General features: G+C 68.1%; 27 protein-coding genes and 1 pseudogene. 14 read left to right on the top strand and 14 right to left on the bottom strand.

Going from position 1 to position 26,329, the window contains the following annotated elements; all coding sequences use genetic code 11:
- Positions 1–9: 9 nt before the first annotated feature.
- Complete coding sequence (locus V8246_RS07935; RefSeq protein ID WP_336188684.1) at positions 10–378, top strand: DUF4440 domain-containing protein; 369 nt, start codon at positions 10–12, stop codon at positions 376–378.
- Here V8246_RS07935 and V8246_RS07930 read toward each other — a convergent pair.
- The gene (locus tag V8246_RS07930) at positions 375–896 is read right to left on the bottom strand and encodes a hypothetical protein (protein WP_336188683.1); all 522 of its coding nucleotides are present in this window, start codon (positions 894–896) and stop codon (positions 375–377) included. The genes V8246_RS07935 and V8246_RS07930 overlap by 4 nt on opposite strands.
- 260 nt (positions 897–1,156) lie before the next feature.
- On the opposite strand from V8246_RS07930, the pseudogene V8246_RS07925 reads away from it, so the two are divergent.
- Positions 1,157–3,184 (top strand): annotated as a pseudogene (locus V8246_RS07925) (sodium-translocating pyrophosphatase); the annotation flags it as partial.
- Positions 3,185–3,217: 33 nt separating this feature from the next.
- On the top strand, positions 3,218–3,580 hold the full coding sequence (locus V8246_RS07920) for an OmpA family protein (protein ID WP_336189072.1): 363 nt from the start codon (positions 3,218–3,220) through the stop codon (positions 3,578–3,580).
- Between the two features lie 227 nt (positions 3,581–3,807).
- Here the strand turns inward: V8246_RS07920 and V8246_RS07915 are convergent, their stop codons facing one another.
- Together V8246_RS07915 and V8246_RS07910 are read right to left on the bottom strand one after the other, a co-directional pair.
- A complete protein-coding gene (locus V8246_RS07915) occupies positions 3,808–4,338 on the bottom strand; it encodes a hypothetical protein (RefSeq protein WP_336188682.1) in 531 nt (176 codons plus the stop codon).
- Between the two features lie 278 nt (positions 4,339–4,616).
- Positions 4,617–5,648 (bottom strand): LysR substrate-binding domain-containing protein, encoded by a 1,032-nt coding sequence (locus tag V8246_RS07910; RefSeq protein WP_336188681.1) that lies wholly within the window; start codon positions 5,646–5,648, stop codon positions 4,617–4,619.
- A 351-nt stretch (positions 5,649–5,999) separates the two neighbouring features.
- Here V8246_RS07910 and V8246_RS07905 point away from each other — a divergent pair, with 351 nt between their 5' ends.
- The 7 genes from V8246_RS07905 (at position 6,000) to V8246_RS07875 (ending at position 14,718) form a co-directional block, all read left to right on the top strand.
- Positions 6,000–6,443, top strand: a complete 444-nt coding sequence (locus V8246_RS07905) for a hypothetical protein (protein ID WP_336188680.1) — start codon at positions 6,000–6,002, stop codon at positions 6,441–6,443.
- Positions 6,440–7,246 carry an SDR family NAD(P)-dependent oxidoreductase gene (locus V8246_RS07900; RefSeq protein WP_336188679.1) on the top strand — a complete coding sequence of 269 codons (807 nt, stop codon included), beginning with the start codon at positions 6,440–6,442 and terminating at the stop codon, positions 7,244–7,246. The genes V8246_RS07905 and V8246_RS07900 overlap by 4 nt, the downstream gene beginning before the upstream one ends.
- 125 nt (positions 7,247–7,371) lie before the next feature.
- Complete coding sequence (locus tag V8246_RS07895; protein WP_336188678.1) at positions 7,372–8,580, top strand: efflux RND transporter periplasmic adaptor subunit; 1,209 nt, start codon at positions 7,372–7,374, stop codon at positions 8,578–8,580.
- A gap of 90 nt (positions 8,581–8,670) precedes the next feature.
- Positions 8,671–11,829: a multidrug efflux RND transporter permease subunit gene (locus tag V8246_RS07890; protein WP_336188677.1), complete on the top strand. Its 3,159-nt coding sequence runs from the start codon at positions 8,671–8,673 to the stop codon at positions 11,827–11,829.
- A 61-nt stretch (positions 11,830–11,890) separates the two neighbouring features.
- The gene (locus V8246_RS07885) at positions 11,891–12,640 is read left to right on the top strand and encodes an SDR family oxidoreductase (RefSeq protein WP_336188676.1); all 750 of its coding nucleotides are present in this window, start codon (positions 11,891–11,893) and stop codon (positions 12,638–12,640) included.
- Positions 12,634–14,049 carry an efflux transporter outer membrane subunit gene (locus V8246_RS07880; RefSeq protein WP_336188675.1) on the top strand — a complete coding sequence of 472 codons (1,416 nt, stop codon included), beginning with the start codon at positions 12,634–12,636 and terminating at the stop codon, positions 14,047–14,049. The genes V8246_RS07885 and V8246_RS07880 overlap by 7 nt, the downstream gene beginning before the upstream one ends.
- A gap of 177 nt (positions 14,050–14,226) precedes the next feature.
- Positions 14,227–14,718 carry an acyloxyacyl hydrolase gene (locus V8246_RS07875; RefSeq protein WP_336188674.1) on the top strand — a complete coding sequence of 164 codons (492 nt, stop codon included), beginning with the start codon at positions 14,227–14,229 and terminating at the stop codon, positions 14,716–14,718.
- 153 nt (positions 14,719–14,871) lie between these two features.
- Here the strand turns inward: V8246_RS07875 and V8246_RS07870 are convergent, their stop codons facing one another.
- Complete coding sequence (locus V8246_RS07870) at positions 14,872–15,408, bottom strand: lipocalin family protein (protein WP_336188673.1); 537 nt, start codon at positions 15,406–15,408, stop codon at positions 14,872–14,874.
- 98 nt (positions 15,409–15,506) lie between these two features.
- A complete protein-coding gene (locus tag V8246_RS07865; protein WP_336188672.1) occupies positions 15,507–15,860 on the bottom strand; it encodes a BON domain-containing protein in 354 nt (117 codons plus the stop codon).
- A gap of 175 nt (positions 15,861–16,035) precedes the next feature.
- On the opposite strand from V8246_RS07865, the gene V8246_RS07860 reads away from it, so the two are divergent.
- Entirely contained in the window at positions 16,036–17,076 is a 1,041-nt protein-coding gene (locus tag V8246_RS07860) for an oxidoreductase (protein ID WP_336188671.1), read from the top strand.
- A 156-nt stretch (positions 17,077–17,232) separates the two neighbouring features.
- Here the strand turns inward: V8246_RS07860 and V8246_RS07855 are convergent, their stop codons facing one another.
- The 3 genes from V8246_RS07855 to soxR are packed head-to-tail and all read right to left on the bottom strand — an operon-like array spanning position 17,233 to position 18,856.
- A complete protein-coding gene (locus V8246_RS07855) occupies positions 17,233–17,826 on the bottom strand; it encodes an HAD family hydrolase (RefSeq protein ID WP_336188670.1) in 594 nt (197 codons plus the stop codon).
- A gap of 10 nt (positions 17,827–17,836) precedes the next feature.
- A complete protein-coding gene (locus V8246_RS07850) occupies positions 17,837–18,337 on the bottom strand; it encodes a DUF2059 domain-containing protein (protein ID WP_336188669.1) in 501 nt (166 codons plus the stop codon).
- 54 nt (positions 18,338–18,391) lie between these two features.
- Positions 18,392–18,856: a redox-sensitive transcriptional activator SoxR gene (soxR, locus tag V8246_RS07845; RefSeq protein WP_336188668.1), complete on the bottom strand. Its 465-nt coding sequence runs from the start codon at positions 18,854–18,856 to the stop codon at positions 18,392–18,394.
- A 66-nt stretch (positions 18,857–18,922) separates the two neighbouring features.
- On the opposite strand from soxR, the gene V8246_RS07840 reads away from it, so the two are divergent.
- Together V8246_RS07840 and V8246_RS07835 are read left to right on the top strand one after the other, a co-directional pair.
- Complete coding sequence (locus V8246_RS07840; RefSeq protein WP_336188667.1) at positions 18,923–19,495, top strand: NAD(P)H-dependent oxidoreductase; 573 nt, start codon at positions 18,923–18,925, stop codon at positions 19,493–19,495.
- A 50-nt stretch (positions 19,496–19,545) separates the two neighbouring features.
- Positions 19,546–21,393: an ABC transporter ATP-binding protein gene (locus V8246_RS07835; protein WP_336188666.1), complete on the top strand. Its 1,848-nt coding sequence runs from the start codon at positions 19,546–19,548 to the stop codon at positions 21,391–21,393.
- Between the two features lie 302 nt (positions 21,394–21,695).
- Here the strand turns inward: V8246_RS07835 and V8246_RS07830 are convergent, their stop codons facing one another.
- The 6 genes from V8246_RS07830 to V8246_RS07805 form a co-directional block, all read right to left on the bottom strand.
- Positions 21,696–22,139: a hypothetical protein gene (locus V8246_RS07830; RefSeq protein WP_313495184.1), complete on the bottom strand. Its 444-nt coding sequence runs from the start codon at positions 22,137–22,139 to the stop codon at positions 21,696–21,698.
- An 85-nt stretch (positions 22,140–22,224) separates the two neighbouring features.
- The gene (locus tag V8246_RS07825) at positions 22,225–22,419 is read right to left on the bottom strand and encodes a CPXCG motif-containing cysteine-rich protein (RefSeq protein ID WP_336188665.1); all 195 of its coding nucleotides are present in this window, start codon (positions 22,417–22,419) and stop codon (positions 22,225–22,227) included.
- Positions 22,419–22,706 carry a DUF3247 family protein gene (locus tag V8246_RS07820; protein ID WP_336188664.1) on the bottom strand — a complete coding sequence of 96 codons (288 nt, stop codon included), beginning with the start codon at positions 22,704–22,706 and terminating at the stop codon, positions 22,419–22,421. Before V8246_RS07820 ends, V8246_RS07825 begins: the two co-directional genes overlap by 1 nt.
- Positions 22,707–22,765: 59 nt before the next feature.
- Positions 22,766–23,443: a type 1 glutamine amidotransferase domain-containing protein gene (locus V8246_RS07815; RefSeq protein ID WP_336188663.1), complete on the bottom strand. Its 678-nt coding sequence runs from the start codon at positions 23,441–23,443 to the stop codon at positions 22,766–22,768.
- Positions 23,444–23,500: 57 nt separating this feature from the next.
- A complete protein-coding gene (gene gnd / locus V8246_RS07810; RefSeq protein ID WP_336188662.1) occupies positions 23,501–24,406 on the bottom strand; it encodes a phosphogluconate dehydrogenase (NAD(+)-dependent, decarboxylating) in 906 nt (301 codons plus the stop codon).
- A 91-nt stretch (positions 24,407–24,497) separates the two neighbouring features.
- Positions 24,498–25,196, bottom strand: a complete 699-nt coding sequence (locus V8246_RS07805; protein ID WP_336188661.1) for an alpha/beta fold hydrolase — start codon at positions 25,194–25,196, stop codon at positions 24,498–24,500.
- A 114-nt stretch (positions 25,197–25,310) separates the two neighbouring features.
- On the opposite strand from V8246_RS07805, the gene V8246_RS07800 reads away from it, so the two are divergent.
- Positions 25,311–26,219: a TIGR01777 family oxidoreductase gene (locus tag V8246_RS07800; RefSeq protein WP_336188660.1), complete on the top strand. Its 909-nt coding sequence runs from the start codon at positions 25,311–25,313 to the stop codon at positions 26,217–26,219.
- Positions 26,220–26,329: the final 110 nt, after the last annotated feature.

Raw genomic sequence — 26,329 nt, 5'->3', positions numbered from 1 at the left:
CATGCCGCGATGGATGACCTGCTGGCCGAACTGACGGCGCTCGAGTCCGAACTCCATCACCCCGGCGCGACCTGCACGCGTACCCGGCTGGAGCGCCTGCTGCACCCCGATTTCCACGAAGTCGGCCGAAGCGGCAGGCGCTACACGCGGCAGGCGGTCATCGACTTCCTCGCCGACCGCACTTCGCTACCGCAGGTGGTCGCGTACGGCCATCGCCTCGAACGGCTCGCGGACGACGTGGCGTTGCTGCACTTCGCTTCGCTCGAAGCGCAACCCGATGGCGCGCCTGGCCATACCGCACAACGGGTGTCCGTGTGGCGGCATACGGCCCTCGGCTGGCAGCTTCACTACCATCAGGGCACGCCAGCGCAGGCCTAGGGGCAGGCCTTGCCTTCGAGGTCCAGCTTGGCCGCGAACAGGGTCAGCGAGGGCGCTTGCGCAGCAGTCGCTGCCTGTTGCTTCGCGTCCTGCAGGTAGATGCGGGTCTGGCCCTGCGCGTCCGCCGGCGGCAGCGCGGCGCTGCCGGGCTTGCGCCACACGCGGACCACGGCCTGCTGCGAGGGGCACGACGCGTTCGGCACGCGGATCACGTCGTTGAGCTTCCAGCCGGTTGCGGTGGATGGCTCGGCCTTGTCGAAGTCGACGAAGCGCGCGCGCGGCTGGCATTGCGGGCTGGTGCGCACGGGGGCATAGCGATAGGGATGCGCTGTGTCGCCAGTGAAGGCGCCTTCCAGGCGCGCGCAGGCCTCCGGAATCTGGCGCAGGCTGTGGACGACGCCCACCGCCTGCGGCGCGGCGGCGGCCCGCTGGATCTCGGGTGCGGGCCCGGCCGCATGGACCGGGGCTGCCATCAGCAGGCATGCGGCAAGCAACGGAAGTGCGACGGACTGACGCATGGCAACTCCTTGAAACGGATACGGAAACCGGAGGAAGGCCGCAAGGCTGGCATGGAAAGCCTGAACCGGCCCGTCACCGCTGGCGGCATGAAGCGCATCCGGTCATACTCGGGCCAGCTCCAGGGATGTCTGAACAAGGGTTTCGTGCTGCAGTCCATCGCAGCGGTCGAGTGCGCTCAATCGTTCAACAGGCTCCACCGGGATTGGGTTGCGTGTTCAAGCGTTCTGCTGGACGACATCCATCAACCTTGGGAGGGGTCATGCTGGAACAACACGGTTTGACGCTGGCGCTGGTCTGCGCCGGCGTGGCGATCATCTACGGCGTGCTGGCTGCGCGCTGGATCCTGAAACAGCCCGCGGGCAACAGCCGCATGCAGGAAATCGCGGCGGCCGTGCAGGAAGGCGCCAGCGCCTACCTCAACCGCCAGTACACCACCATCGGCATCGCCGGCATCGTGCTGTTCGCGCTGATCGGCTTCTTCCTGTCCTGGCCCAGCGCCATCGGCTTCCTGGTCGGTGCGGTGCTGTCCGGCGCCGCCGGCTACATCGGCATGAACGTGTCGGTACGCGCCAACGTGCGCACGGCCGAAGCCGCCAGCAAGGGCATGAGCGCGGCGATGGACGTGGCCTTCAAGGGCGGCGCCATCACCGGCATGCTGGTGGTCGGCCTGGGCCTGCTGGGCGTGGCCGGCTACTACGCCATCCTCCATCTGCACCTGGGCTACGGCACCGCCGAGGCGCTGCATGCATTGGTCGGCCTGGCGTTCGGTTCCTCGCTGATCTCGATCTTCGCGCGCCTGGGCGGCGGCATCTTCACCAAGGGCGCGGACGTCGGCGCCGACCTGGTGGGCAAGGTGGAAGCCGGCATTCCGGAGGACGACCCCCGCAATCCCGCCGTGATCGCCGACAACGTGGGCGACAACGTCGGCGACTGCGCCGGCATGGCGGCGGACCTGTTCGAGACGTATGCGGTCACCATCATCGCCACCATGCTGCTCGGCAGCCTGATGGTCGCGCAGGCCGGCGAGCACGCCGTGCTGTATCCGCTGGTGCTCGGCGGCGTGTCGATCATCGCCTCGATCATCGGCGCGATGTTCGTCAAGGTGAAGGCCGGCGGCTCCATCATGGGCGCGCTGTACAAGGGCGTGATCGTCTCGGCGGTGCTGGCGGCGATCGCGTTCTATCCGATCACCACGCAGCTGATGGCCGATTCCGGCTACGGCGCGATGAACCTGTACTTCTGCGCCCTGGTGGGACTGGTGCTGACCGGCGTGATCGTGTGGATCACCGAGTACTACACCGGCACGCAGTACGCGCCGGTCAAGCACGTCGCCGCGGCATCGACGACCGGCCACGGCACCAACATCATCGCCGGCCTGGGCGTCTCGATGCGTTCCACGGCGTGGCCGGTGGTGGCGGTGTGCGCGGCCATCCTGGGCGCGTATGCGCTGGGCGGCCTGTACGGCATCGCCATCGCCGCGACGGCGATGCTGTCGATGGCCGGCATGATCGTGGCGCTGGATGCCTACGGCCCGATCACCGACAACGCCGGCGGCATCGCGGAGATGGCGGAACTGCCGCCGGAGATCCGCAACATCACCGACCCGCTGGACGCGGTGGGCAACACCACCAAGGCGGTGACCAAGGGTTACGCCATCGGCTCGGCCGCGCTGGCCGCGCTGGTGCTGTTCGCCGACTACACGCACAACCTGCAGACCGCGCACCCCGGCACGGTGTTCACCTTCGACCTGTCCAACCATCTGGTGATCGTCGGCCTGCTGATCGGCGGCCTGATTCCCTACCTGTTCGGCGCGATGGCGATGGAAGCCGTCGGCCGCGCTGCGGGCAGCGTGGTGGAGGAAGTGCGCCGGCAGTTCCGCGAGATCCCCGGGATCATGGCGGGCACCGCCAAGCCGGACTACAGCCGCGCTGTCGACATGCTGACCAAGTCCGCGATCAAGGAAATGATCGTACCCTCGCTGCTGCCGGTGATCGTGCCGATCGTCGTCGGCCTGCTGCTGGGTCCGCAGGCACTGGGCGGGCTGCTGATCGGCACCATCGTGACCGGCCTGTTCGTGGCCATCTCGATGACCACCGGTGGCGGCGCATGGGACAACGCCAAGAAGTACATCGAGGACGGTCACCACGGCGGCAAGGGCAGCGAGGCGCACAAGGCCGCGGTCACCGGCGACACCGTCGGCGATCCGTACAAGGACACCGCCGGCCCGGCGATCAACCCGCTGATCAAGATCATCAACATCGTCGCGCTGCTGCTGGTGCCGGTGCTGCCGGTCAATGGCTGGCTGGGCAGCGCCAGCTCGATGGAGGCGTCCACGCATGCGGCCCCGATGGCGGCCGCCGACGTGGTGGATGGACGCAGCGCGCGCATCCTGTTCGACAGCGGCTCGGCCGTGGTACCGGCCGACACCAGCGCGCGCCTTTCAGGCGTGCTGGGCACCTTGAGCGCCGATCCGGGCCAGCGAGTACGCGTCTCCGGCTTCCACGATGCCAGCGGCGATGCCGCCGCGAACGAAGCACTGGCGAAGCAGCGCGCCGAAGCCATCCAGCAGTGGCTGGTGGTCAACGGCGTGGCGGCCGAGCGCATCACGCTGGACAAGCCGGCGCAGACGACAGGCAGCGGCGATGCCGATGAAGCGCGGCGCGTGGACGTGCTGGTGGAATAAACGCACGCACGACGCATCAGAAAAGGGCGGCCAGTGGCCGCCCTTCTTTTTGCGTTTCTGTAGGAGCGACGTGAGTCGCGACCGCACGCCACCCGCTTACGGAAGCCTCGCCCCCAGATGAGCAGGAAAGCGCCTGGTCTCCAGCGTACCCGCCTTTCCAACGCTTCATGACATGCGACGCCGTGCGGTCGCGACTTACGTCGCTCCTACAGTGACTCCGTCACGGATCACGACGTCGGCTGCAGCGCCACCACGCGCACGTCCACGTTCTTGCATGCATCGTCCCTGCAGATGCCGTTCACCCATGCCTCGCCGTTGCCGAACATCACGCCCTTGTAGTTGACCATCAACTCGGAATACCGCTGCCGCTTGATCGCCTCCGCAATGGGCGGCGTCATGATCCGGTCGTAGTCGCGCACGAAGGCCTCGGCGTCGGCGATCTTCAGCGGCTGGCCGTCGCGCACGGTGGCGAACGGGTAGTCGACCAGGGCCGCCACGGCAGCCGCGTCGTTCGCCGCCACCGCCTGCTGGAGCTGACGGATCACCGCCTCGTAACGGACATGGTCGCCCAGCGCCTCGTCGATGGCCTGGTTGACCGCGGACGGGTCATCGGCGATCGCGGACGCGGGTGCGGCGGCAGGGGGCGCTGCGACGCGACCGGCCGGCGCGGCGTCCGGGGTCGACGCGGCGGTATCGGGCGTGGCGGGCGTACAGCCCGCCAGCCACAGCGCCACCAACACGGCCATCGGTGTCTTCATCGTGCGGGTTCCTGTCAGGTGGAGACGCAGTGCGGCAGGGCATCCCCGACGACAACGCAACGCCGACGATGCCCCCCATGCTAGCCAGCCCGGTGCGCGATTGCGTTCGGGAATCGTTAGGCGACACGGTACCCCTGCGTCCCATAGACTCGGTGGCCACCTGCCTTTGCCGTCATCCCAGCGCACGCTGGGATCCATTGGCGTTGGCAGCCGCCCGTGGGGACCTGTCTGCGAAGGCAGAGGCAAGATGGGTCCCAGCGTCCGCTGGGACGACGACATCAGCTCAGCGCATCCGCCAGCACCTTGCGCCCCACCGCCGCCACCGCCGCTTCGACTTCCGGCGCAGCTTCCGCCGCCGCCCGGGCTTCGGCCTGCTGTTTCAGGTACACCGGGCAGTGCTCCATCATGTAGTCCACGTCGAACTTCATGCGCTCCACCAGGAAATCCACGAACGCACGCACCTTCGGCGACTGCACGTGGCCGCGGGGAAACACCGCGTTGAACTCGTACTCCGGCCCTGTCCATCCCGCCAGCACGCGCTGCAGGTGACCCTGCTCCAGGTACGGCTTGACCATGACGTCCGCGCCCAGCATCAGGCCTTCGCCGCACAGCAGTGCACCCTTCAGTGCGGCCGGATCGTTGGCCACCAGGATGGGATTGATCGGATAGTCGTGCTCGCCATCGGTGCCATGCAGCGTCATCGCCCAGCCGCTTCCGCGACGGTGCTTCTGCATCGCCAGCACGCGGTGGTGCTGCAGGTCGTCGGGGTGGAGCGGCTCGCCATAGCGCGCCAGGTATTTCGGGCTGGCGTACACCTGCGTGCGCAGCGTGCTCAGGCGGCGTGCCACCAGGTTGGAATCCGGCAGGCTGCCGATGCGCAGCGCCACGTCGATCTCACCCGAGATCAGATCCAGGTTGTCGTTGGCCAGGACCATCTCCACGCGGATCTCGGGATACTGCGCGTGGAATTCGCCCAGCAGCGGCGCGATCTTGTCGATGCCGATCGAATACGGCGCGGTGAAGCGCAGCCAGCCGCGCGGACCGGCGTGCAACTGGCTGACGGCGCTGGCCGCTTCGCTCAGTTCGCGCGCGATGCGCTGGCAGTGTTCGTAGTAGACATTGCCGGCTTCGGTCAGGCCCAGCTTGCGCGTAGTCCGGTGCAGCAGCTGCGCGCCCAGGCGCGTTTCCAGCTCCTGCACCTTGCGGCTCACCGTGGTCTTGGGCAGGCGCAACACGTTGGCGGCGGCGATGAAGCTGCCCTGTTCCACCACCTTGACGAAGATCAGGGTGTCGTTGAGATCGTGGCTCATCGTTTGACTCCGGGGGGGCGGGGCATTGGCCCGCTGACGGGATGATTATTCCCCTAAATCAGGACTAATCAAGTCCTCATTGGGGGCGTAATGTCACATCCATCGTCACAGTACGGGTTCCCTCGCCATGTTGCTCGCCCGCCTCTTTCAGACTCTGGACCACCCGGCCGCTTCCCAGGAGGCCCCGTCCTATCAAGCGTTTCGTCGCTCCAAGCACCTGATCCGGCAGGAAGTCGCGGGTCCGGTGGTGGCGCCGCGTTCGCAGCGGGGAGGGGTCGTGAGCGCGGGCCGGCGTCTTGCGCGGCTGGCCTCGGCAGATGGGATTATCCCCGTCGCGGGAGTATTCGTCCCATGAGCGGGACAGTCGCCCATGGCCATCCGACGAGCGGCACGCCGTCCGAGGCGCCGGCAACCCTGCACCTCGGCCGTTGCCAGCCGTTCGCCGCGGCGGCGCAGGATCGTGCAACGGAAGCGCAGGATCCGGATATCGGTCGGATCCAGCGCACCGCCACACTGCGCGGCATGCCTCGTTCCCTTCTCCGCGCCGCGCGACGCTGGCTCGACGCCGGCGTGCGCCTGGTCGCCCGCGTGGTCCGCGCATCGGCCGTCCCGTCGTCCTCCTCCCCCGCGACGGGTCGGCCGGTTTCGCGTGCAGTCTTCGCCGGCAAGGCGTTGGGGTTCCGCGAGTTCACCACCCCGCGCGCGTTCGCCCATGGCGAGCGTTCGCGCCTACGGGTGAAGACGACCGGCGTCAGTGCGCGCGTCATGCCGCTGCGCCAGCGGAGCTCGCAATGAGCCTGAGCCGCAACAGCCTCACCCCGGGTGCGCTGGTGCTCGGTGCAGGCGGCAACGTCGGCTTCGGCGTGGTCGGTGCCTTGCTCGAAGCGGGCAGCCCCGTGCTGGCGGTGGGTCGCGAAGGTCCACGCATGAGTGCGCTGGCCGAGCACTTCGACGACGAGCCCGGGCTCGACCTGCTGCATGCGCCGTGCATCCACGACGACCGCGATGCGGCGCGTCTGGCCGAACAGGTCCGCGAGCGCGGCCGTCCGCTGCGCGCGGTCTTCGCCAGCATGGGCACGCCCCCGCAGAGCGGTCGGCTGCTGGACCGCCCCGCGAGCTTCCTGCTGGAGCGCCTGGAAGCGGACCTGATCCCCCACCTGGCCGCCGCACGCCACCTGTTGCCGCTGCTCGCCGAGGGCCAGCATGCGGCCAACTATGTGCTGATCGGCGGTCCTTACGCCGAGCGCGGCTGGTCCGGTTATGGACACGCTTCGGTGACGGGCGCGGCGATGCGCATGCTCGCGCAGGTCCTGCACGAAGAAGCGCATGCACTGGGCGTACGCGTGCAGCTGTTGTCGGTCGACAAGCCCGTATGCACGCCCGAGAACGCCATCAACGCCTGCGCCGAATGGCCGGATGCGCTGGCGGTCGGACGCAGCGCGGTGTCCTTGCTGACCCGCGGCGACCGCGCCTCGCAGTCCATCGTTCCCTGGTCCGCACGCGACGCCAGGCCACCGGAGCAGACGCTCGTCTGCGACTTCGAAGAGACCTTGTGGGCGGTGGCCGGCGCCCGGCGCGACGGTCGCGCCTCGGCCTGACTGTCACGCCAGCGCATGCTCCGCCGTCCTCGCAGCAACGCCTCGATTTTCCGCTTGACCTCAACCTGACTTCAGGTCGCATCCTCGCCTGCCGCTTTCTCCTCTCCCCCAAAGAGACCACCCCCATGAACACGCATCTCTTCTCCCTTCCGCGCCCGCAACGCCTGCTTGCACTGGGCGCTTTCAGCGTCCTCGCCCTGGCCGTGCTGGCCGGCTGCAGCGGTCAGGCCGCCGAGCACGGCGCCCCGCCGCCGCCGCAGGTCAGCGTGGCGGCCGTACCGGTCAAGACCGTCAGCCAGTGGGACGAGTTCAGCGGCCGCGTCGAAGCCATCGAACATGTCGACCTGCGCCCACGCGTGTCCGGCTACATCGAACGCGTCAACTACACCGAAGGCCAGGAAGTGAAGAAAGGCGACGTGCTCTTCACCATCGACGCGCGCAGCTACCGGGCCGAACTGGCGCGCGCACAGGCCGAGCTGGCCCGCGCCCGCACCCAGGCCGAACTGGGCCGCAGCGAGGCCGCGCGCGCCAAGCGCCTGGCCGATCTGCAGGCACTGTCCACCGAGGAGTACGAACAGCGCCGCGCCAACGCCGACCAGGCGCAGGCCAACGTCGCCGCCGCCCAGGCCGCGGTGGAAAGCGCGCGCCTGAACCTGGAATGGACCCAGGTGCGCGCGCCCATCGATGGTCGTGCCGGGCGCGCGCTGGTCACCGCCGGCAATCTGGTCAGCGCCGGCGATGCGGCCAGCGTGCTGACCACGGTGGTGTCGCTGGACAAGGTGCACGTGCACTTCGACGCCGACGAACGCACGTTCCTGCGTTACGCCGAAATGGCGCGCAAAGGCGAACGCCCGAGCGAACGCGACGGCAAGGTGCCGGTGCAGGTCGCGCTGGCCGACGAGAGCGACTTCCCGCACGCGGGCGTGGTCGACTTCCTCGACAACCAGGTCGACCGCAGCACGGGCACCATCCGCGCCCGCGCCGTACTCGACAACGCCGACCGCGTCTTCACCCCCGGCCTGTACGCCCGCGTGCGCCTGCTGGGCAGCGGCGAGTTCAAGGCCGCGCTGGTCGATGACAAGGCGGTGCTGACCGACCAGGACCGCAAGTACGTCTACGTGGTCGACAAGGAAGGCAAGGCGCAGCGCCGGGACGTGCAGGTCGGCCGCATGGCCGACGGCCTGCGCATCGTCGAGAAGGGTCTGGCCGCCGGTGACCGCGTGATCGTCAGCGGCGTGCAGAAGGTGTTCTTCCCCGGCATGGCAGTGGACGCCAAGGCCGTGGCGATGGGCGCACAGGCGCCTGCGCCGACCCAGGCCGTCGCCAAGAACTGACGCCAGCCGCACCGCAGTGATGGAACCCACGCCTGCCGCGCCTGCGGCAGGCGACGGGGACGATCTTTCTTCTTTCCAGGAAATCCACCCATGGACTTCTCAAGATTCTTCATCGACCGGCCGATCTTCGCCGCCGTGCTGTCGATCGTGATCTTCGCCGCCGGCCTGATCTCGATCCCGCTGCTGCCGATCGGCGAATACCCCGAAGTGGTACCGCCCTCGGTGGTCGTGCGCACGGTGTACCCAGGCGCCAACCCGAAGGTGATCGCCGAAACCGTCGCCACGCCGCTGGAGGAAGCGATCAACGGCGTCGAGGACATGATGTACATCAAGTCCGTCGCCGGCTCCGACGGCGTGCTGCAGCTCACCGTCACTTTCAAGCCGGGCACCGATGCCGACGAGGCGGCGGTGCGCGTGCAGAACCGCGTGGCGCAGGCGCAGGCAAGGCTGCCCGAGGACGTGCGCCGGCAGGGCGTGACCACGCAGAAGCAGTCGCCGGTCTTCCTGATGGTCGTCCACCTGGTGTCCAAGGACGGCAAGTACGACTCGCTGTACCTGCGCAACTACATGCGTCTGCACGTGAAGGACGAACTTGCCAAGATCGCCGGCGTCGGCGACGCCCAGCTGTTCGGCGGCGGCGACTACGCCATGCGCCTGTGGCTGGACCCGGACAAGGTCGCCTCGCGCGGCATGACCGCCAGCGACGTGCTGCGCGCGGTGCGCGAGCAGAACGTGCAGGTCTCGGCCGGCCAGCTGGGCGCCGAGCCGATGCCCAACGGCAGCGACTTCCTGCTGCCGATCAACGCCAAGGGCCGCCTGGAGACGGTCGAAGAGTTCGGCGACATCGTGCTGAAGAGCGGCGTCGATGGCGAAATCGTGCGCCTGGCCGACGTGGCCCGCATCGAACTGGCCGCCGGCGACTACACGTTGCGCGCGCGCCTCAACGGCCAGAACGCAGCGGCCATCGGCATCTTCCAGGCGCCGGGCGCGAACGCGCTGCAGATCCGCGATGCGGTGGTCGCCAAGATGGAGGAGGTCCGCAAGACGCTGCCGCCGGGCGTCGAGATCACCTCGGTGTACGACACCACGGTATTCGTGCGCGACTCGATCAAGTCGGTCGTTTCCACGCTGTTGGAAGCCACCCTGCTGGTGGTGCTGGTGGTGATCCTGTTCCTGCAGACCTGGCGCGCCTCGATCATCCCGCTGCTGGCGGTGCCAGTGTCGGTGGTCGGTACGTTCGCAGTGCTGTACTTGCTGGGCTACTCCATCAACACGCTGACCCTGTTCGGCTTGGTGCTGGCCATCGGCATCGTGGTGGACGATGCCATCGTGGTGGTGGAGAACGTGGAGCGCCACATCGAGCACGGCGCTACCCCGCTCGAAGCCGCGCATCTGGCCATGAAGGAAGTCTCCGGCCCGATCATCGCCATCGCCCTGGTGCTGTGCGCGGTGTTCGTGCCGATGGCGTTCCTGACCGGAGTGACCGGCCAGTTCTACAAGCAGTTCGCGGTCACCATCGCCATCTCCACGGTGATCTCGGCGATCAACTCCCTAACACTGTCGCCGGCGCTGGCCGCCAAGCTGCTGAAGTCGCACGACGCACCGAAGGACGGACCGTCGCGCCTGATCGACCGCCTGTTCGGCTGGCTGTTCCGTCCGTTCAACCGCTTCTTCAACCGCAGCTCGCAGCGCTACGAGGGCGCGGTGTCGCGTGCGCTGGGCAAGCGCGGCGCGGTGTTCGCGGTCTATGTGGTGCTGCTGATCGGCGCGGGCGCGATGTTCAAGGCGGTGCCGGCCGGCTTCATTCCGGTGCAGGACAAGCTGTACCTGATCGCCGGCGTAAAGATGCCCGAAGGCGCCTCGATCGAGCGCACCGACGCCGTGCTGAAGAAGATGGCGAAGCTGGCGATGGAGGTCGAGGGCGTACAGGACGAGATCGCGTTCCCCGGCCTGAACCCGCTGCAGTTCACCAACACCCCCAACAGCGGCGTGGTGTTCTTCAACCTCAAGCCGTTCGGCGAGCGCAAGAACAGCGCCGAGCAGATCACCGCCGAGCTCAACCAGAAGTTCGCCGGCATCCAGGAGGGCTTTACCTTCGCGTTCATGCCGCCGCCGATCCAGGGCCTGGGCAACGGCTCGGGCTGGTCGCTGTTCATCGAGGACCGCACGCGCCTGGGCTACGGCGAACTGCAGAACGCCGTGCAGGCCTTCCAGGGCGCGGCCTCGCAGACCCCGGGCCTGGGCTTCCCGATCAGCAGCTACCAGGCCAACGTCCCGCAGCTGGATGCCGAGGTCGACCGGGTGAAGGCCAAGGCGCAGGGTGTGCCGCTGACCGAGCTGTTCGACACGCTGCAGACCTACCTGGGGTCGGCCTATGTCAACGACTTCAACATGTTCGGCCGCACCTGGCAGGTGATCGCGCAGGCGGACGGCGGCTTCCGCGACCAGGTGGAGGACATCGCCAACCTGCGCACCCGCAACGCCAACGGCGAGATGGTGCCGATCGGCAGCATGGTGAACATCAAGCAGACCTACGGCCCCGACCCGGTGATCCGCTTCAACGGCTATCCGGCCGCCGACCTGCTGGGCGAAGCCGACCCGCGCGTGCTGTCGTCCGGTGAGGCGATGGCCAAGGTCACCGAGCTGGCGCAGCAGGTGCTGCCGCCCGGCATGGGCATCGACTGGAGCGACCTGAGCTACCAGCAGGCCACCCAGGGCAAGGCGGCGCTGGTGGTGTTCCCGCTGGCCGTGCTGCTGGCCTTCCTGGTACTGGCTGCGCTGTACGAAAGCTGGACGCTGCCGCTGGCGGTGATCCTGATCGTACCGATGACGCTGCTGTCGGCGCTGTTCGGCGTGTGGGTCATGGGCGGCGACAACAACGTCTTCGTGCAGGTGGGCCTGGTGGTGCTGATGGGCCTGGCATGCAAGAACGCGATCCTGATCGTCGAGTTCGCCCGCGAACTGGAACTGCAGGGCAAGGGCATCGTGGAATCCGCCCTGGAGGCCTGCCGCCTGCGCCTGCGCCCCATCATCATGACGTCGGTGGCGTTCATCGCCGGCACCGTGCCGCTGGTGCTTTCCTCCGGCGCCGGTGCGGAAGTCCGCTCGGTCACCGGCATCACCGTGTTCGCCGGCATGCTGGGCGTGACCCTGTTCGGCCTGTTCCTCACGCCGGTCTTCTACGTAGCGCTGCGCAAGCTGGCTAACCGTCCGTTGGTGTCCCACGCGCCGGCCGTGACGCACGGATGACCTATCCCGCCGGGGTCGCGCCGTGCGATCCCTGGCCTCCCACCCGACAAAGGAAACCCACATGAACACCGCATCGAAGATCGCGCTGGTCACCGGCGCCACCCGCGGCATCGGCCGCGAAACCGTCCGCCAGCTGGCCGAAGCCGGCGTGCATACGCTCCTCGCCGGCCGCAACCGCGAGAAGGCCGTCGAAGCCGCACTGGACCTGCAGGCCCAGGGCCTGCCGGTGGAGGCGATCGCGCTGGACGTCACCGACAGCGCCAGCATCGCCGCCGCCGTGAAAGAGGTGGAACAGCGCCACGGCAGGCTCGACATCCTGGTCAACAACGCCGGCATCCTCGTCGACGACGGCAGCAAGGGCGTGGCCGGCCAGTCGCTGCAGACCTGGCGCACCACGTTCGACACCAACGTGTTCGGCCTGATCGAAACCACGCAGGCGTTCCTGCCGCTGCTGCGCAAGTCCGGAGCAGGCCGCATCGTCAACGTGTCCAGCCTGCTGGGTTCGATCTCCGAACACCAGAACCCGGCGTCGCCCATCTACGCGTTCAAGGGCGTGCCGGCCTACAACGTGTCCAAGAGCGCGGTGAACGCCTGGACCGTGCACCTGGCCTATGAATTGAAGGACACCGGCATCAAGGTCAACACCCTCCATCCGGGCTATGTGCAGACCGAGATGAACAAGTCCGGCGACCAGCAGAACGGCGAACTCTCGGTGCCGGAAGGCGCGCGCACCAGCGTGCGGCTGGCCCTGATCGACAACGACGGCCCGACCGGCGGCTTCTACTACTTCGACCAGGTGCTGCCATGGTGATCCGTCCGCTCGTCATCGCCATCGCCTCGGTGGTGCTGGCCGGCTGCGTCACCGTGGGCCCCGACTACGTGACGCCGCAGACCGCACCGGCCACGCTGCAGCACGCGGCTTCCGCCGAGTACGTGACCGACCATCCAGTCGCCACATGGTGGAGCCAGTTCGACGATCCGGTGCTCGACCAGCTGGTGCGCGAATCGCTGCTGGCCAACCCGGATGTCCGCATCGCCGTGTCGCGCGTGGACGAAGCGCGGGCCGTGTTCTCCGAACGTCGCTGGGACCTGGCGCCGCACGTGACCGCCGGCGTGGAAGGCACGCGCACCAAGCAGCCCGTCGAAGGCCAGGGCCGCGTGGAGACCGACAGCTATTCGGCCGGCTTCGACGCGGCCTGGGAACTTGACCTGTTCGGCCGCGTGCGCCGCAGCGCCGAGGCCGCGCATGCGGACCTGCAGGCGCAGCGCAACGACTTGCAGGCGATGCAGGTGACCGTGGCCGCCGAAGTGGCGCGCAACTACTTCGAGTTGCGCGGCACGCAGAAGCGGCTGGACGTGGCGCGGCGCATCCTGGTCAGCCTGGGCCAAACCCAGCGCCTGACCGAATCGCGCTTCGACCTCGGTGCCGGCAGCCAGCTGGAAGTGCAGAGCAGCCTCGCCCGCGTGAAGGCGGTCGAGGCCGAGGTACCGCTGCTGGAAACCGCCGAAGGCCAGGCGCGCCATCGCCTCGCGGTGCTGGTCGGCAAGCGTCCGGGCGAACTCAATGCGCTGCTCGCCCCGCGCGAGGCGCCGGCGTTCGCCAAGGCGCTGCCGATCGGCGACACCACCGAGCTGCTGCGCCAGCGTCCCGACGTACGCGCGGCCGAGCGTCGCCTGGCCGCGGCCACTGCGCGGGTGGGCGTCGCCACCGCCGACCTGTTCCCGCGGGTCAGCCTGCGCGGGTTCGTCGGCTTCCTGTCCGGCGGCTGGGGCGACCTGTTCAACGGCGACAACCGCGCGTGGCAGGCGACACCCTCGATCAGCTGGGCCGCGTTCGACATGGGCAGCGTGCGTGCGCGACTGCGCGCGAGCGAAGCCCAGGCCGACGGTGTGGCCGCGCAGTACGAAAAGACCGTGCTGGGTGCACTGGAAGATACGGAAAACGCACTGCTGTCCTATGCCAAGCAGCAGGCCCAGCTGAAATTCCGGCTGGAACAATCCGTTGCCGCGCGCCGTGCAGCAGAACTGGCCAAAGTCCGGTATCGTGCCGGCTCGTCGGACTTCCTCACCCTGCTGGACGCCCAGCGCACGCAGCTGGCGGCAGACGATGCGCTTGCGCAGGCCGAAGCCGGCGTCAACGTCGGCGTGGTGGCGATCTACAAGTCGCTGGGCGGCTGGGGCGAACAGGATGTTGCGCCCGCTCTGGCGGCGCAGCCCTGAGCGGGCCGTCACGCCGCTTCCCCGATGATTCGATACATGCCGCGCCTGCGGGCGCGGCCTTCTTCAACCCTCCGAGTGTCATCCGTGTCCGCTTCACACCGCAACGCTTCAAGCTCTGCCTGCCTTCCCTTGCCCTCTCACCCCCATGCCCTGCCCCGCCTGGCGCTCGGGCTGCTCATGGCCGCTGCCGCGACGCAGGCCTTCGCCGCCGAGCCGCGCAGTGCGTGGTACGTGCAGGGCGGTGTCGCCGAGGATGCGCAGTCGCTGACCGTCGGCATGAGCCGCGACTGGGAGTGGGAGAAGCAGTACCGCTACGGCCACGTCAGCGGCCAATGGCAGGGCGAGGTTGCGCGCTGGCACAGCGACAGCCGGACCAGCACGCAGCTGGGCGTGACCCCGGCGCTGCGCTGGCGCCCGAACGGCTGGGACAACGGCTGGTTCGTCGAGGGCGGCATCGGCGTGAACGTCATCTTCCCCAAGTACGACACGCGGAAGAAGGAATTCAGCACCACCTTCAACTTCGGCGACCACATCGCCATCGGCAAGCGCTTCGGCGCAGACCAGCAGCACGAGTGGTCGCTGCGCTTCCAGCATTTCTCCAACGGCCGCATCAAGAATCCGAACCCGGGCGAGAACTTCCTCCAGTTCCGCTATACGCACCGGCTTTGACGTTTCGGCTTTTGCAGGAGCGACGTGAGTCGCGACCGCGAGAACTGAGCTTCCAGGGAACCCGCCGCAAGCGCCATGGATACTGGCGCTGCAAGGACCATCACACCGTGCGGTCGCGACTTACGTCGCTCCTACCACGGCAACATGCATCCTCTATTTCAGCGGTGCCGCCATGACCAGCGGCGACAGGTCGTACCCCATGCCTTCGGCCTTTGCTTTCAGCTGATCGAACAGCGCGCGATCCATCGACGGTTCGCGCGACAGGATCCACAGGTAGTCGCGGCCGGGTTCACCCACCATCGCCCACTGGTAGTCCGGGTCCAGCGCGATCACCCAGTAGTCGGCCCACACGGCGGGCAGCCAAGACAGCCAGTCGGGGGCGAACCGCACTTCCAGTCGACCGGGATGGCCTTCCACGGGACGGGCGACGCCCTGCGACTGGTCCATGCTGCCGTCCTTCGTCCTGCAGGCATTGAGTACGCCGATGCGGCCGGGGCCGTCCAGGGAGTAGCGGGCGGTGATCTCGCCCACGCACTGGCGCTGGAAGAACATGGGCAGGTGCGCGATCTCGTGCCATTGCCCCGCGTAGCGCGACAGATCGAGCTCGGGCACCGAGGCGACCGGTTCCGCAGCGTTTGCCGCAGCGGACCAGAAGGCCAGCGCTGCGGCCATCACAAAGCGACGACTCATGGCGTTCACTCCTGGGCAGGATAAGAGGGTGCCCGACAGAGAAGCGGGCGCATCCTGCGCTGGGATGCGCCCGCTTCGTGCCACAACCCGGGCGGCGATTACTTCGAGGCGAGCTTCAGGCCGCCGGCTTCGACGCGCTTGACGCCCTTGATCTGCTTGGCGACCTGGACGGCCTTGTCTTTCTGCGCCTGACTGGGCACCGCGCCCGTGAGGGTCACCACGCCATCGACGGTTTCCACCTTGATATCCAGACCGGATACGTTCTCCGTGGCCAGCAGGTCGGCCTTCACCTTGGTGGTGATCCAGGTGTCGGTGACGGGCTGCGAAGAATCGTTCTGCGTGTTCTCCTCAGGCTCGTTCGGCGGATTGTCGGCCAGCACATGGCCGGTGGAGAACAGCAGAACAGTGGCGAACGTGGCCGCCAGCAGCGAACGGTTGCGTGTGTATTTCATGGCAGATGCCTCCTTGTGGTGTCGCGCCGCCAGTCTCATGGCGCGTCCGTACACTGCATGTGAAATGCAGGGGCAGGTTCAGCCAGCGGTTGCAGGCGATTCATCCAGGTACACGACCGGTCAACATGCGCGATCCACTAAGATGGGTCCCGTCGCTCCCTGCCCACATGCGTGCATGAACACTCCCCTCCGCGTGGCCCTGGTCGGCTACGGCTTCGTCGGCAAAGTCTTCCATGCGCCGCTGATCCAGGCCACACCCGGCCTGGTCCTGCACACCGTCGTCTCGCGCGATGCCGGCAAGGTGCACGCGGACTGGCCGGACGTGCAGGTCGTGGGCGATACCGACGCGGCCTTTGCCGAGCCCGCCGTGGACGTGGTGGTGATCGCCTCGCCGAACGATTCGCACGCGCCGCTGGCGATGGCCGCGCTGGCGCAGGGCAAGCATGTGGTGGTCGACAAGCCGTTCACCGTGACGCTGGCTGAAGCGCGCGATGTCGTCGACGCGGCACGCCGCGCGGACCGCTTGGTCAGTGTGTTCCAGAACCGCCGCTGGGATGCGGATTTCCTCACTGTGCAGCGCCTGGTCGGTGACGGCACGCTCGGGCGCGTGGCGGAATTCCATTCGCACTTCGACCGCTTCCGCCCCGTCGTGCAGGACCGCTGGCGCGAGCACGACGCGCCCGGCGGCGGCCTGTGGTACGACCTGGGACCGCACCTGATCGACCAGGCTGTGCAGTTGTTCGGCCTGCCCGAGGCGATCAGCGTCGATATCGCACGCCTGCGCGATGGCGCGCAGGCACCGGACTACGTGCACGCGACACTGCGCTATCCCACCCATCGCGCGCACCTGCACGCGGGCACGCTGGTGGCGGGCAACGGCCTGCGCTTCGCCGTGCATGGCACGCGCGGCAGCTACCTCAAGCACGGCCTGGACGTGCAGGAAGACCAGCTGCGCGCCGGCGTGGTCCCGGGCGCACCCGGCTGGGGCGTGGATACCCGCGCGGGCGAGCTCGTGCGTGAGCACGACGGACGCCTCATCGCGGAAGTCGCCCATGCAGAAGCCGGTGACTATCGCCGCTACTACGCCGCACTCCGCGATGCCGTCCTGCAGGGCACCGCACCGCCGGTGACGCCGCAGCAGGCGCTGGACGTCATGCGACTGATCGAACTGGGGGTGCGAAGCAGTGAGGAACAGCGCAGCCTTCCCATGGACTGACCGCCTTTCTGTAGGAGCGACGTCAGTCGCGACCGCACGCCATTCCCCATACAGTTCGATCAAGACCACGGATGGGATGCATGCTCATGGACGACGCCATGACGCGCCAGGGTCTGCGGTCGCGACTGACGTCGCTCCTACATAAAAGCAGGGCGCTCAAGCCACCACGTGCCCGCGATAGGTCCGATGATGCGCCATCGCCAGCATGGCCTGGTCTTCATGCGTATCGCCATACGCGTGGATGGCGGCGTAGGCCCGCGGATCGCACAGCGTGTGCACGCGGCGCACCTTTTCCTCGCCGACGCATTGCGGGCCCGCGTAACCGGTGACGCGTCCGCCGCGCTCCGCCAGCACGGAACACAGCAGTTCGACGCCCTGATCCGCGCACCACGGCACCAGATAGACATCCAGCCCTCCGGACACCACCACGACGCGGTCGCCGCGCTCGCGATGCCACGCCAGCCGCGCCATGGCCTCCGGTCGCAGCACGCCGGGCAGCACATCGTGTGCAAACGCAGCACCCTGCGCCCGCAGGCGTTCCGCGCCCATGCCACGCAATCCCACCTGCACGATGCTGGCGCGGGTGGGATTGCCCGCCACCCAGCCACGCCGGTAGCCGAACACCGCCGGCGCCAGCAGCACACCGCCGACCAGCAGGCGCGGTCGTGCGATGGCGTAGCGCATGAAATCCGGAAACGTCTCGCGCGTCGTCAGCGTGCCGTCGAAGTCGAACAGGGCCAGGTCGGGCACGTGCAGGCGCTCACTCGGACGCGGCAGGCGTGCGCTCCATTTCCTCGGCGATCATCTTCTGCATGGCGGGCATCATGGCACCCATCCGCTCCTGTACAGCCTGCATGGTGTTCTGCATCACCAGCGGCATCTTCTCGATGACGGCCTGCCCAGCCGGGGTACGGTAGAACGCCAGCATGCCCTGGATCTCGTCCTCACTGAATGACTTGCTGTAGATATCGACGTACATCGGTGCCATCACGTCCCAACCCATCTCCTGCTTCATCAGCGCGGTCATGCGGGCACTGAAGCGCTGCATCCGGGCCTGGGCCTCCGGCGTCACGTCGTCGCCCAGCGCCTGTTGCATCGAACCGGCATACATGGATTCCATCTGGCCGTACACCTGCTCCAGCATCTGGCGTGCCCGGGTCACCTCCAGCAGCTCATGCACAGAGGCTTCACTGGCCGGCGCTGCATAAACAGGGACAGGCGCGATCACGGCAAGCAACAGGCGCAGCATCCATTTCTTCATATGCAATCTCCGACAGCGCCGACCTTGGCGCCGCGGCAGCATACGACATCCGAGCTAGGAGCCCTCCTCCAGCAAGCGCGCGCCGGGTCCCTCTTCGGCCAGTTCATCCCAGGGATTGCGCAGCGGGCACGCCTTCAACGACAGGCAGCCGCAGCCGATGCAACCGTCGAGCTGGTCGCGCAGCCGGATCAGGCTGTTGATGCGGGCATCCAGTGCATCCCGCCAGCGTGCCGACAGTCTCTTCCAGTCGGCGGCGGTGGGCGTGCGGTTCTCCGGCAGCGACGACAGTGCGGCCTGGATTTCCGCCAGCGGAATGCCGGTGCGCTGGGCCACCTTGATGACGGCGACGCGGCGCAGCACCTCGCGCGGATAGCGGCGCTGGTTGCCGGCATTGCGCCAGCTGTGGATCAGCCCCTTGGACTCGTAGAAATGCAGCGTGGAGACCGCGACGCCCGCGCGCGCGGCCACCTGGCCGACGGTGAGCTCCGTTTCGATGGGAGGATGCTGTTTTCCCGACATGGCGCATTGACCTCAAGAATGCTTGAGGTTCTACCCTGCCATCCCGTCTCCTGGCAACCCGTCCCCATGCAAGATCCGCTTCATCTGGCCCTGCTGTACGGCAGCACGCGCGACGGCCGCTTCTGCGACACCGTCGCGGACTGGCTGCGCGCGCAGCTGGCCCTGCGGCACGACTACACCGTCGACGCCATCGATCCCGCCCTGCTCGACCTGCCGCACCGCCACGGCGGCGCACCTAGCCCCGATCTGGTGAATCTGCAGCAACGCATCTGGCGCGCCGACGCCTTCGTGGTGGTGGTGCCGGAGTACAATCACGGCTATCCCGCCGCGCTGAAATACGTGATCGATTCGGTCCAGGCCCACTGGCAGGCCAAACCGGTCGCGTTCGTCGCCTATGGCGGCCACAGCGGCGGCGTCCGCGCGGTGGAACAGTTGCGGCAGGTGTTCTCCGGCCTGCATGCGGTGCCGGTGCGCGATGGCGTGTATTTCACCCAGGCGTGGGACCGCTTCGACACCGGGGGCAAGCCACGCGACGACGATGCCAGCGCACGCGCCGCCCGCCGCATGCTGGACCAGCTGGCCTGGTACGGCCACGCGCTCCGCCAGGCGCGCGCGGCCTGGCCCTATCCCGCCGGCTGAGCCGGCACGTTTTCCCGGCGCGCCGATGCGCGCCCACGATGGACCGACCGATGTTCCGATTCTTCGAAACCCGCATCAATCCGTATCCGAAGGGCGAGCCGACCACGCCGCCACGCAAGCTGCTTCCCTTCCTGCTGCACTACTCGCGTCCGCTGCTGCCGTGGCTGCTGGCGATGTCGGTGCTGACCGGCGTGATCTCCGCACTGGAGATCACCTTCTTCGACTACATGGGGCAGTTGGTCGACTGGATGGGCAGCACCGGCCGCGACAGCTTCCTGCAGGTGCACGGGGAGAAACTGCTGTGGATGGGCCTGCTGGTGGTGGTGGCTTACCCGCTGCTGGTGCTGGTGCAGTCGCTGATCATCCACCAGACCATCTTCGGCAACTACCCGATGATCGCCCGCTGGCTGTCGCACCGCTACCTGCTGCGGCAGAGCGTGGGCTTCTTCCAGGACGAGTTCGCCGGCCGCATTTCGCAGAAGGTCATGCAGACCGCGCTGTCGATCCGGGAGACGGTGATGAAGCTGATGGACGTGTTCGTCTACGTCGTCGTCTACTTCGTCGGCACCGTGGTGCTGGTGGCGCAGGCCGACGTCTGGCTGGTGGTGCCGCTGGTCGTCTGGCTGGCCAGCTACCTGGTGCTGGTGTTCCACTTCGTCCCGCGCCTGCAGAAGGTGTCGATGGCGCAGTCGGACGCGCGCGCGCAGATGACCGGCCGCATCGTCGACAGCTACACCAACATCCAGACCATCAAGCTGTTCGCCCACACCATGCGCGAGCAGGACTACGCGCGCGGCGCGATGGACGAGTTCATGGTCACCGTGCACGCGCAGATGCGGCTGGTCACCCAGCTGACCGTCGCCCTGCATACGCTCAACGCCTTCCTGCTGGCCAGCGTGGCCGGTGTGGCGATCTGGGCCTGGCTGCAGGCCTCCATCTCAATGGGCGCGATCGCCGTGGCCATCGCGCTGGTGATGCGCATCCGCTCGATGTCGGACTGGATCCTGTGGGAGGTCGCCGGCCTGTTCGAGAACATCGGCACGGTCGAGGACGGCATGGGCACGCTGGCACAGCCGCTGGCCATCGCTGATGCATCGGGCGCGAAGGACCTGGTGGTGACGCGCGGCGAGATCCGCTTCGACCACGTGAGATTCCACTACGGGCGCGAAGCCAGGGTGATCGACGACCTGTCGCTGGTGATCAAGCCGGGCGAGAAGGTCGGCATCGTCGGCCGCTCGGGCGCCGGCAAGTCGACGCTGGTGAACCTGCTGCTGCGCTTCTACGACGTGGAAGGCGGGCGCATCCTGATCGACGGCCAGGACGTGGCGCACGTCACCCAGGAATCGCTGCGCCGGAACATCGGCATGGTCACCCAGGACACTTCGCTGCTGCACCGCTCGATCCGCGACAACATCCGCTATGGCCGGCCGGATGCGAGCGAGGAGGAACTGCTGGAGGCATCACGGCGCGCGCATGCCGACAAGTTCATCCGTGGGCTGACCGATGCCAAGGGCCGCAGCGGCTACGACACCCAGGTGGGCGAGCGCGGGGTGAAGCTGTCCGGCGGCCAGCGCCAGCGCGTGGCGATCGCGCGCGTGCTGCTGAAGGACGCGCCGATCCTGGTGCTCGACGAAGCGACCTCCGCACTGGATTCGGAAGTCGAGGCCGCCATCCAGGAACAGCTGTATGCCCTGATGGAAGGCAAGACCGTCATCGCCATCGCCCATCGCCTTTCCACCATCGCCGTGCTCGACCGCCTGATCGTGATGGACGGCGGCCGCGTGATCGAAAGCGGCAGCCACGAGGAACTGCTGCAGCAGGACGGCCTGTATGCCGCGTTGTGGCGCCGCCAGTCCGGCGGCTTCATCGGCGTGGATCTGGAGGACGTCGAGGCGTAATGCGTCATCCCTCCCCTGGTTCAGCCGGGAAACGACCACATCCCCTCTCCCCGTGAAACGGGGAGAGTGCGCCAAAAGCCTGCCCCGTACCTGATACGGGGGCGGGTGAGGGGCGACGAAGTCAGCGCCCTCAACGCGGCATCGCCACCTCCGACGTCGCGATCCCAAAGCGCGGCGCTTGCTCAGTCCAGCATCGCGTTCGCCCCTCATCCGGCCTCCGGCCACCTTTTCCCCGCCACGCGGGGAAAAGGGAATGAAGAAGCCGCAGGTTTCCCGGCGGCTTTCTCTTTATCGAGCGAAGCTCAGGATAGCCAGCCGCGCGCCTGCGCCTTGTTCGCGTACCACAGCAGGAACAGCGCGATCGCCAGCAGCACCGCCGGCATCACCAGCCCCACGGGACCATAGGCGGACCACGCCGGCGTCACCACATAGGCGCCGATCATCTGCACCAGCAGGGCGATCAGCGACAGCAGGAACATCGTCGCCGCCCACTTCTTTTTCAGCAGCATGCCCAGCGCCCCCAGCACGCCGGCGAACACCGCCACTGCGAAGGCGATGTTGAGCCAGCCGGGCGTGGCCTCGTAGACCTGGCGCTGGGCCTCGGTCATCGCCGCCAACTGTTCGGCGGACATGTTGACCTGCAGGTACCACATCGCCACGCCGATCAGGTTCCATACCAGCGCAAACAGGCCGATGATCCAGAAGCCGAGCGGGCGCTTGGGTGCCGCGGTGGTGGTCGTGTTCATCTCCCCTCCCCAGGGTTGGTTGTCGGACCGGGGCCGAGCATACCCCTGCCCGTGGCGATACGCGCGTTACGGCTCCGCGACGCCGTCAGGCTTCATCCTGTCCCCACGCATCCACCGCGACCATGCCGTCGTCGTCCACGCTCACCCGCACTTCGATCGGCCGGCAGCAGACGTGGCAGTCCTCGACGTAGCGCTGGTCGCCGGCCGAATCGTCCACCACCAGGGTGATGGTTTCCCCGCAGTACGGGCACGCGATCTCGGCGGTCGGCAGGTGTGGCATCAGGCCGACCCCAGCGGCGTCACCGACGCGATGCGGTCCAGCCACAGGTAATGGGTGACATCGGGTCGGCGGTGGTCGTCGATGCGCACCACCGCATTGAAGCCCTCGTGGCCGTCGCGATCGCGGAAGACCTGCACGCTGGGACGCGTGGCGACCACGCCGGCGATCGACCCGCCATCGGTGAGGTGCAGCTCCACCATCGCCTCGTCGGGAAGCTGCGACACCAGGGCTTCCATCCGCGCGATGTCCTCCTGACGGGTATACAGATGTCCGGGAGCCTCGTTCATGGGCGACCTCCTTGCACAGCCGCCACGCTACGCGCGCCCCGGTAAACCTTCGTGAAGCCTCAGCGCAGCAGGCGCAGGACATCCTCGGCCGCCGCCTCGGACGAGGCCGGGTTCTGACCCGTCACCAGCTTGCCGTCGGTGACCACGTACGACTGCCACACCGGGCCCCGCTCGTAGTGCGCACCGTTCTTCTTCAGCGCATCCTCCAGCGAAAACGGCACCACGCCGGCCAGACCCACGGCCTCCTCTTCCTCGTCGGAGAACGCGGTGACGCGCTTGTCCTTCACCAGCGGCTCACCCAGCGCGCCACGGGTATGCCGGAACACCGCCGGGCCGTGGCAGACCGCCGCCACGGGCTTGCCGGCGGAGAAGGTCTGTTCGATCAGCCGGATCGAATCCGCATCCTCGGCCAGATCCCACAACGGGCCGTGGCCACCGGGATAGAACACGGCGTCGAACGTCTCGTCCAGCACGTCCTTCAATCGGCGCGTGTTGGCCAGCGCCGACAGCGCCTCGGCATCCTCGTTGAAGCGCACGGTGGCCGCGGTCTGCGCATCGGGCGCATCGCTCTTGGGGTCCAGCGGCGGTTGTCCGCCCTTGGGCGAGGCCAGCACCAGCTGCGCGCCGGCATCCTTGAACACGTAGTAAGGCGCGGCGAGTTCCTCCAGCCAGAAGCCGGTCTTGTGCCCGGTATCGCCCAGGCGGTCGTGCGACGTCAGTACCATCAGGATCTTCATGGAATGTCCTCCAGTGCAGGCCCGCAGCTTGGCACTGCGGGCGATAAGGCCGGGTGATCAGCCCTGCTTCACCGCATGGCCGCCGAATTCGTTGCGCATCGCCGCCAGCAGCTTGTCGGCGTAGGAATCGTCGTCGCGCGAGCGCAGGCGCTCCAGCAGCGACAGGGTGATCACCGGCGCGGAGACGTTCAGGTCGATGGCCTCCGCGACGGTCCAGCGGCCCTCGCCTGAATCGGCCACGTACGGCGCGATGCCGTCCATTTGCGGATTCTTCTTCAGCGCATCGGCGGTCAGGTCCAGCAGCCACGACCGCACCACGCTGCCATGGCGCCAGATCTCCGCCAGCGCCCCCAGGTCGAAGTCCATCGCCTGCTTGTGCTTGAGGATGGCGAAGCCTTCGGCATAGGCCTGCATCATTCCGTACTCGATGCCGTTGTGGATCATCTTGGCGAAGTGGCCGGCGCCGCTCGGCCCCACGTGGCCCCAGCCGGTCTGCGGCGTGGGCGCCAGCGTGGTGAACACCGGCTGCAGGCGCGCCACCGCGTCGGCATCGCCGCCGATCATCAGGCTGTAGCCTTCGGCCAGGCCCCACACGCCACCGCTGGTGCCGCAGTCGATGTAGTGGATGCCGGCCTCGGCCAGCTGCGCGCCGCGGCGCTGGGAGTCCTTGTAGTTGGAATTGCCGCCGTCGATCAGGGTGTCGCCCGCCGCTAGCAGCGGGCGCAGCTGCGCGATCGTGTCGTCCACCACCTGGCCGGCCGGCACCATCAGCCACACCACGCGCGGCGTGGGCAGTGCGGCGACCGCGTTCTGCAGGCTCGCGTGCGGAATGATCCCGCGCGCCTCGGCCTGCTGGCGCGCCGCCTCGCCGGGGTCGTAACCGCGCACGGTGTGGCCGCCCCGCACCAGCCGTTCGGCCATGTTGGCGCCCATGCGCCCCAGCCCGATCATCGCCAGTTCCATGTGTACTCCCGTGCGTTCAACAAGAAAGAAGAGGATGCGCCATTGTCGCCGCCCAACGTGGGCGCAGCGTGGATGCGCGTGCGCGCCGGCGTCATGGCGCCTGCAGCCAGCCGCGCAGTACCGCCGTGGTCTCCTGCGGCACCTCCATGGGCGGCAGGTGGCCGCAGCGCGCGAACACGTGCAGGCGCGCGCCCGGAATGCGTTCGTGCAGCAGGCGCGATTCCTCCGGCAGGGTCATGCGGTCGTCCTCGCCCACGCCGATGAGCGTGGGCACGGCAATGGTGGGCAGAAGGGGCAGCGAATCGGGGCGGTCGATGATGGCGCGCTGCTGTCGCAGGAAGGCATCGCGGCCGACGCGCTGCGCCATCGCCATCACCGCTTCGCCCACCTCGCTCTCCACGCGACTCTCATGCACCAGCTGCGGTAGCAGCTTGCGGGTGACGCCGGCAAAGCGTCCGGATTCGGCCAGCGCCAGGCCGGCCTTGCGCACGGCCCGCCGCTTCGGCGGATCGGTGCGTGCGCTGGTATCCAGCAGGGCCAGACGCGCCACGCGCTCCGGTGCCTGGCGCAGGATCTCGAAGGCCACATACCCGCCCATGGACAGGCCGGCCAGCGCGAACACCGGCGGTGCCGCGTCCAACACGCGCGCGGCCATGCCGGCCACGCTGTCGTCCAGGGTCAGGTCGGCGTGATGGACCGGTGTCAGGTCGGCCAGCGCGGCCGCGGGGTCGCGCCACAGGCGTGCATCGCACAGCAGGCCGGGCAGCAGGACCAGGGGAAGGGAAGCCATCGGCATAGTGTAGGCGCGTGCCCGTCGGCCGACCGGCGGCCACCGCTGACGGTCCGTTCCACATCCGCAACACACGCCGCTGCGTAAGCTGTCCGGGTTTACGGAAGGCTCCCCATGCATGTCCTGATCACCGGCGGTACCGGCTTCATCGGCCAGGCGCTCAGCGCCGCGCTGCTGCGGGCCGGCCACACCCTCAGCGTGTTGACACGCGATCCCGCCCGCGCGCGGTCCCGGGTGCCGCCCGCCGCGCGGGTCCTGGCGTCGCTGGACGAGGCGCGCGATGTGGAAGCGGTGGTCAACCTGGCCGGCGAACCGTTGATGGCCGGACGCTGGAACGCCGAGCGCAAGGCGGCCTTCCGGGCCTCGCGGCTGGACACCACGCGCGCACTGATCGGCTGGATGGCGCGGCAATCGGTCCGCCCGCGCGTCCTGGTCTCCGGTTCGGCCATCGGCTACTACGGCCCACGCGACGACGAGCCGCTGGACGAATCCGCCGCCCCCGGCGACGACTTCGCCGCCCACCTCTGCCGCGACTGGGAAACCGAGGCGATGCAGGCCGAGGGCCTGGACGTGCGTACCTGCCGCGTGCGCATCGGCATCGTGCTGGGCACCGGCGGCGGCGCATTGGCGAAGATGCTGCCGCCGTTCCGGCTGGGCGCGGGCGGCCCGATGGGCGATGGCCGGCAGTGGATGAGCTGGATCCACCGCGACGATCTGGTAGGGATGATCCAGTGGCTGCTGGAACGCGACCAGGCCGGCGGCGCCTACAACGGCACCGCGCCCACCCCGGTGACCAACCGCGATTTCGCACGCGCCTTGGGCGCGGCGTTGAACCGGCCGGCTATCCTCCCGACCCCCGCCTTCGCCCTGCGCCTGGGCTTCGGTGAAATGGCCGAGTTGCTGTTGACCGGCCAACGCGTGCTGCCCGCGCACGCGCTCGCGGAGGGCTTCACCTTCCGCTTCCCCACGCTGGAGAGGGCGCTGGACGACCTGCTGCGCGACCCGGCCAGCGGATCGCGGTGATGCGAAGGGTGCACTGCCTCTCGCGACAGGCTTGATGCGGGACGAACGGACCTTTCTTGATCCTCGCGATACCCTTAAGGGCGAGAGGAACGGACTTTTTCGGCCTCGCG

The sequence above is a fragment of the Pseudoxanthomonas sp. F11 genome, from assembly GCF_037046485.1.
GTDB lineage: Bacteria > Pseudomonadota > Gammaproteobacteria > Xanthomonadales > Xanthomonadaceae > Pseudoxanthomonas_A.
Note: the sequence above shows the minus strand (reverse complement) of the source record. Positions and strands in the feature narration are given on the sequence as shown.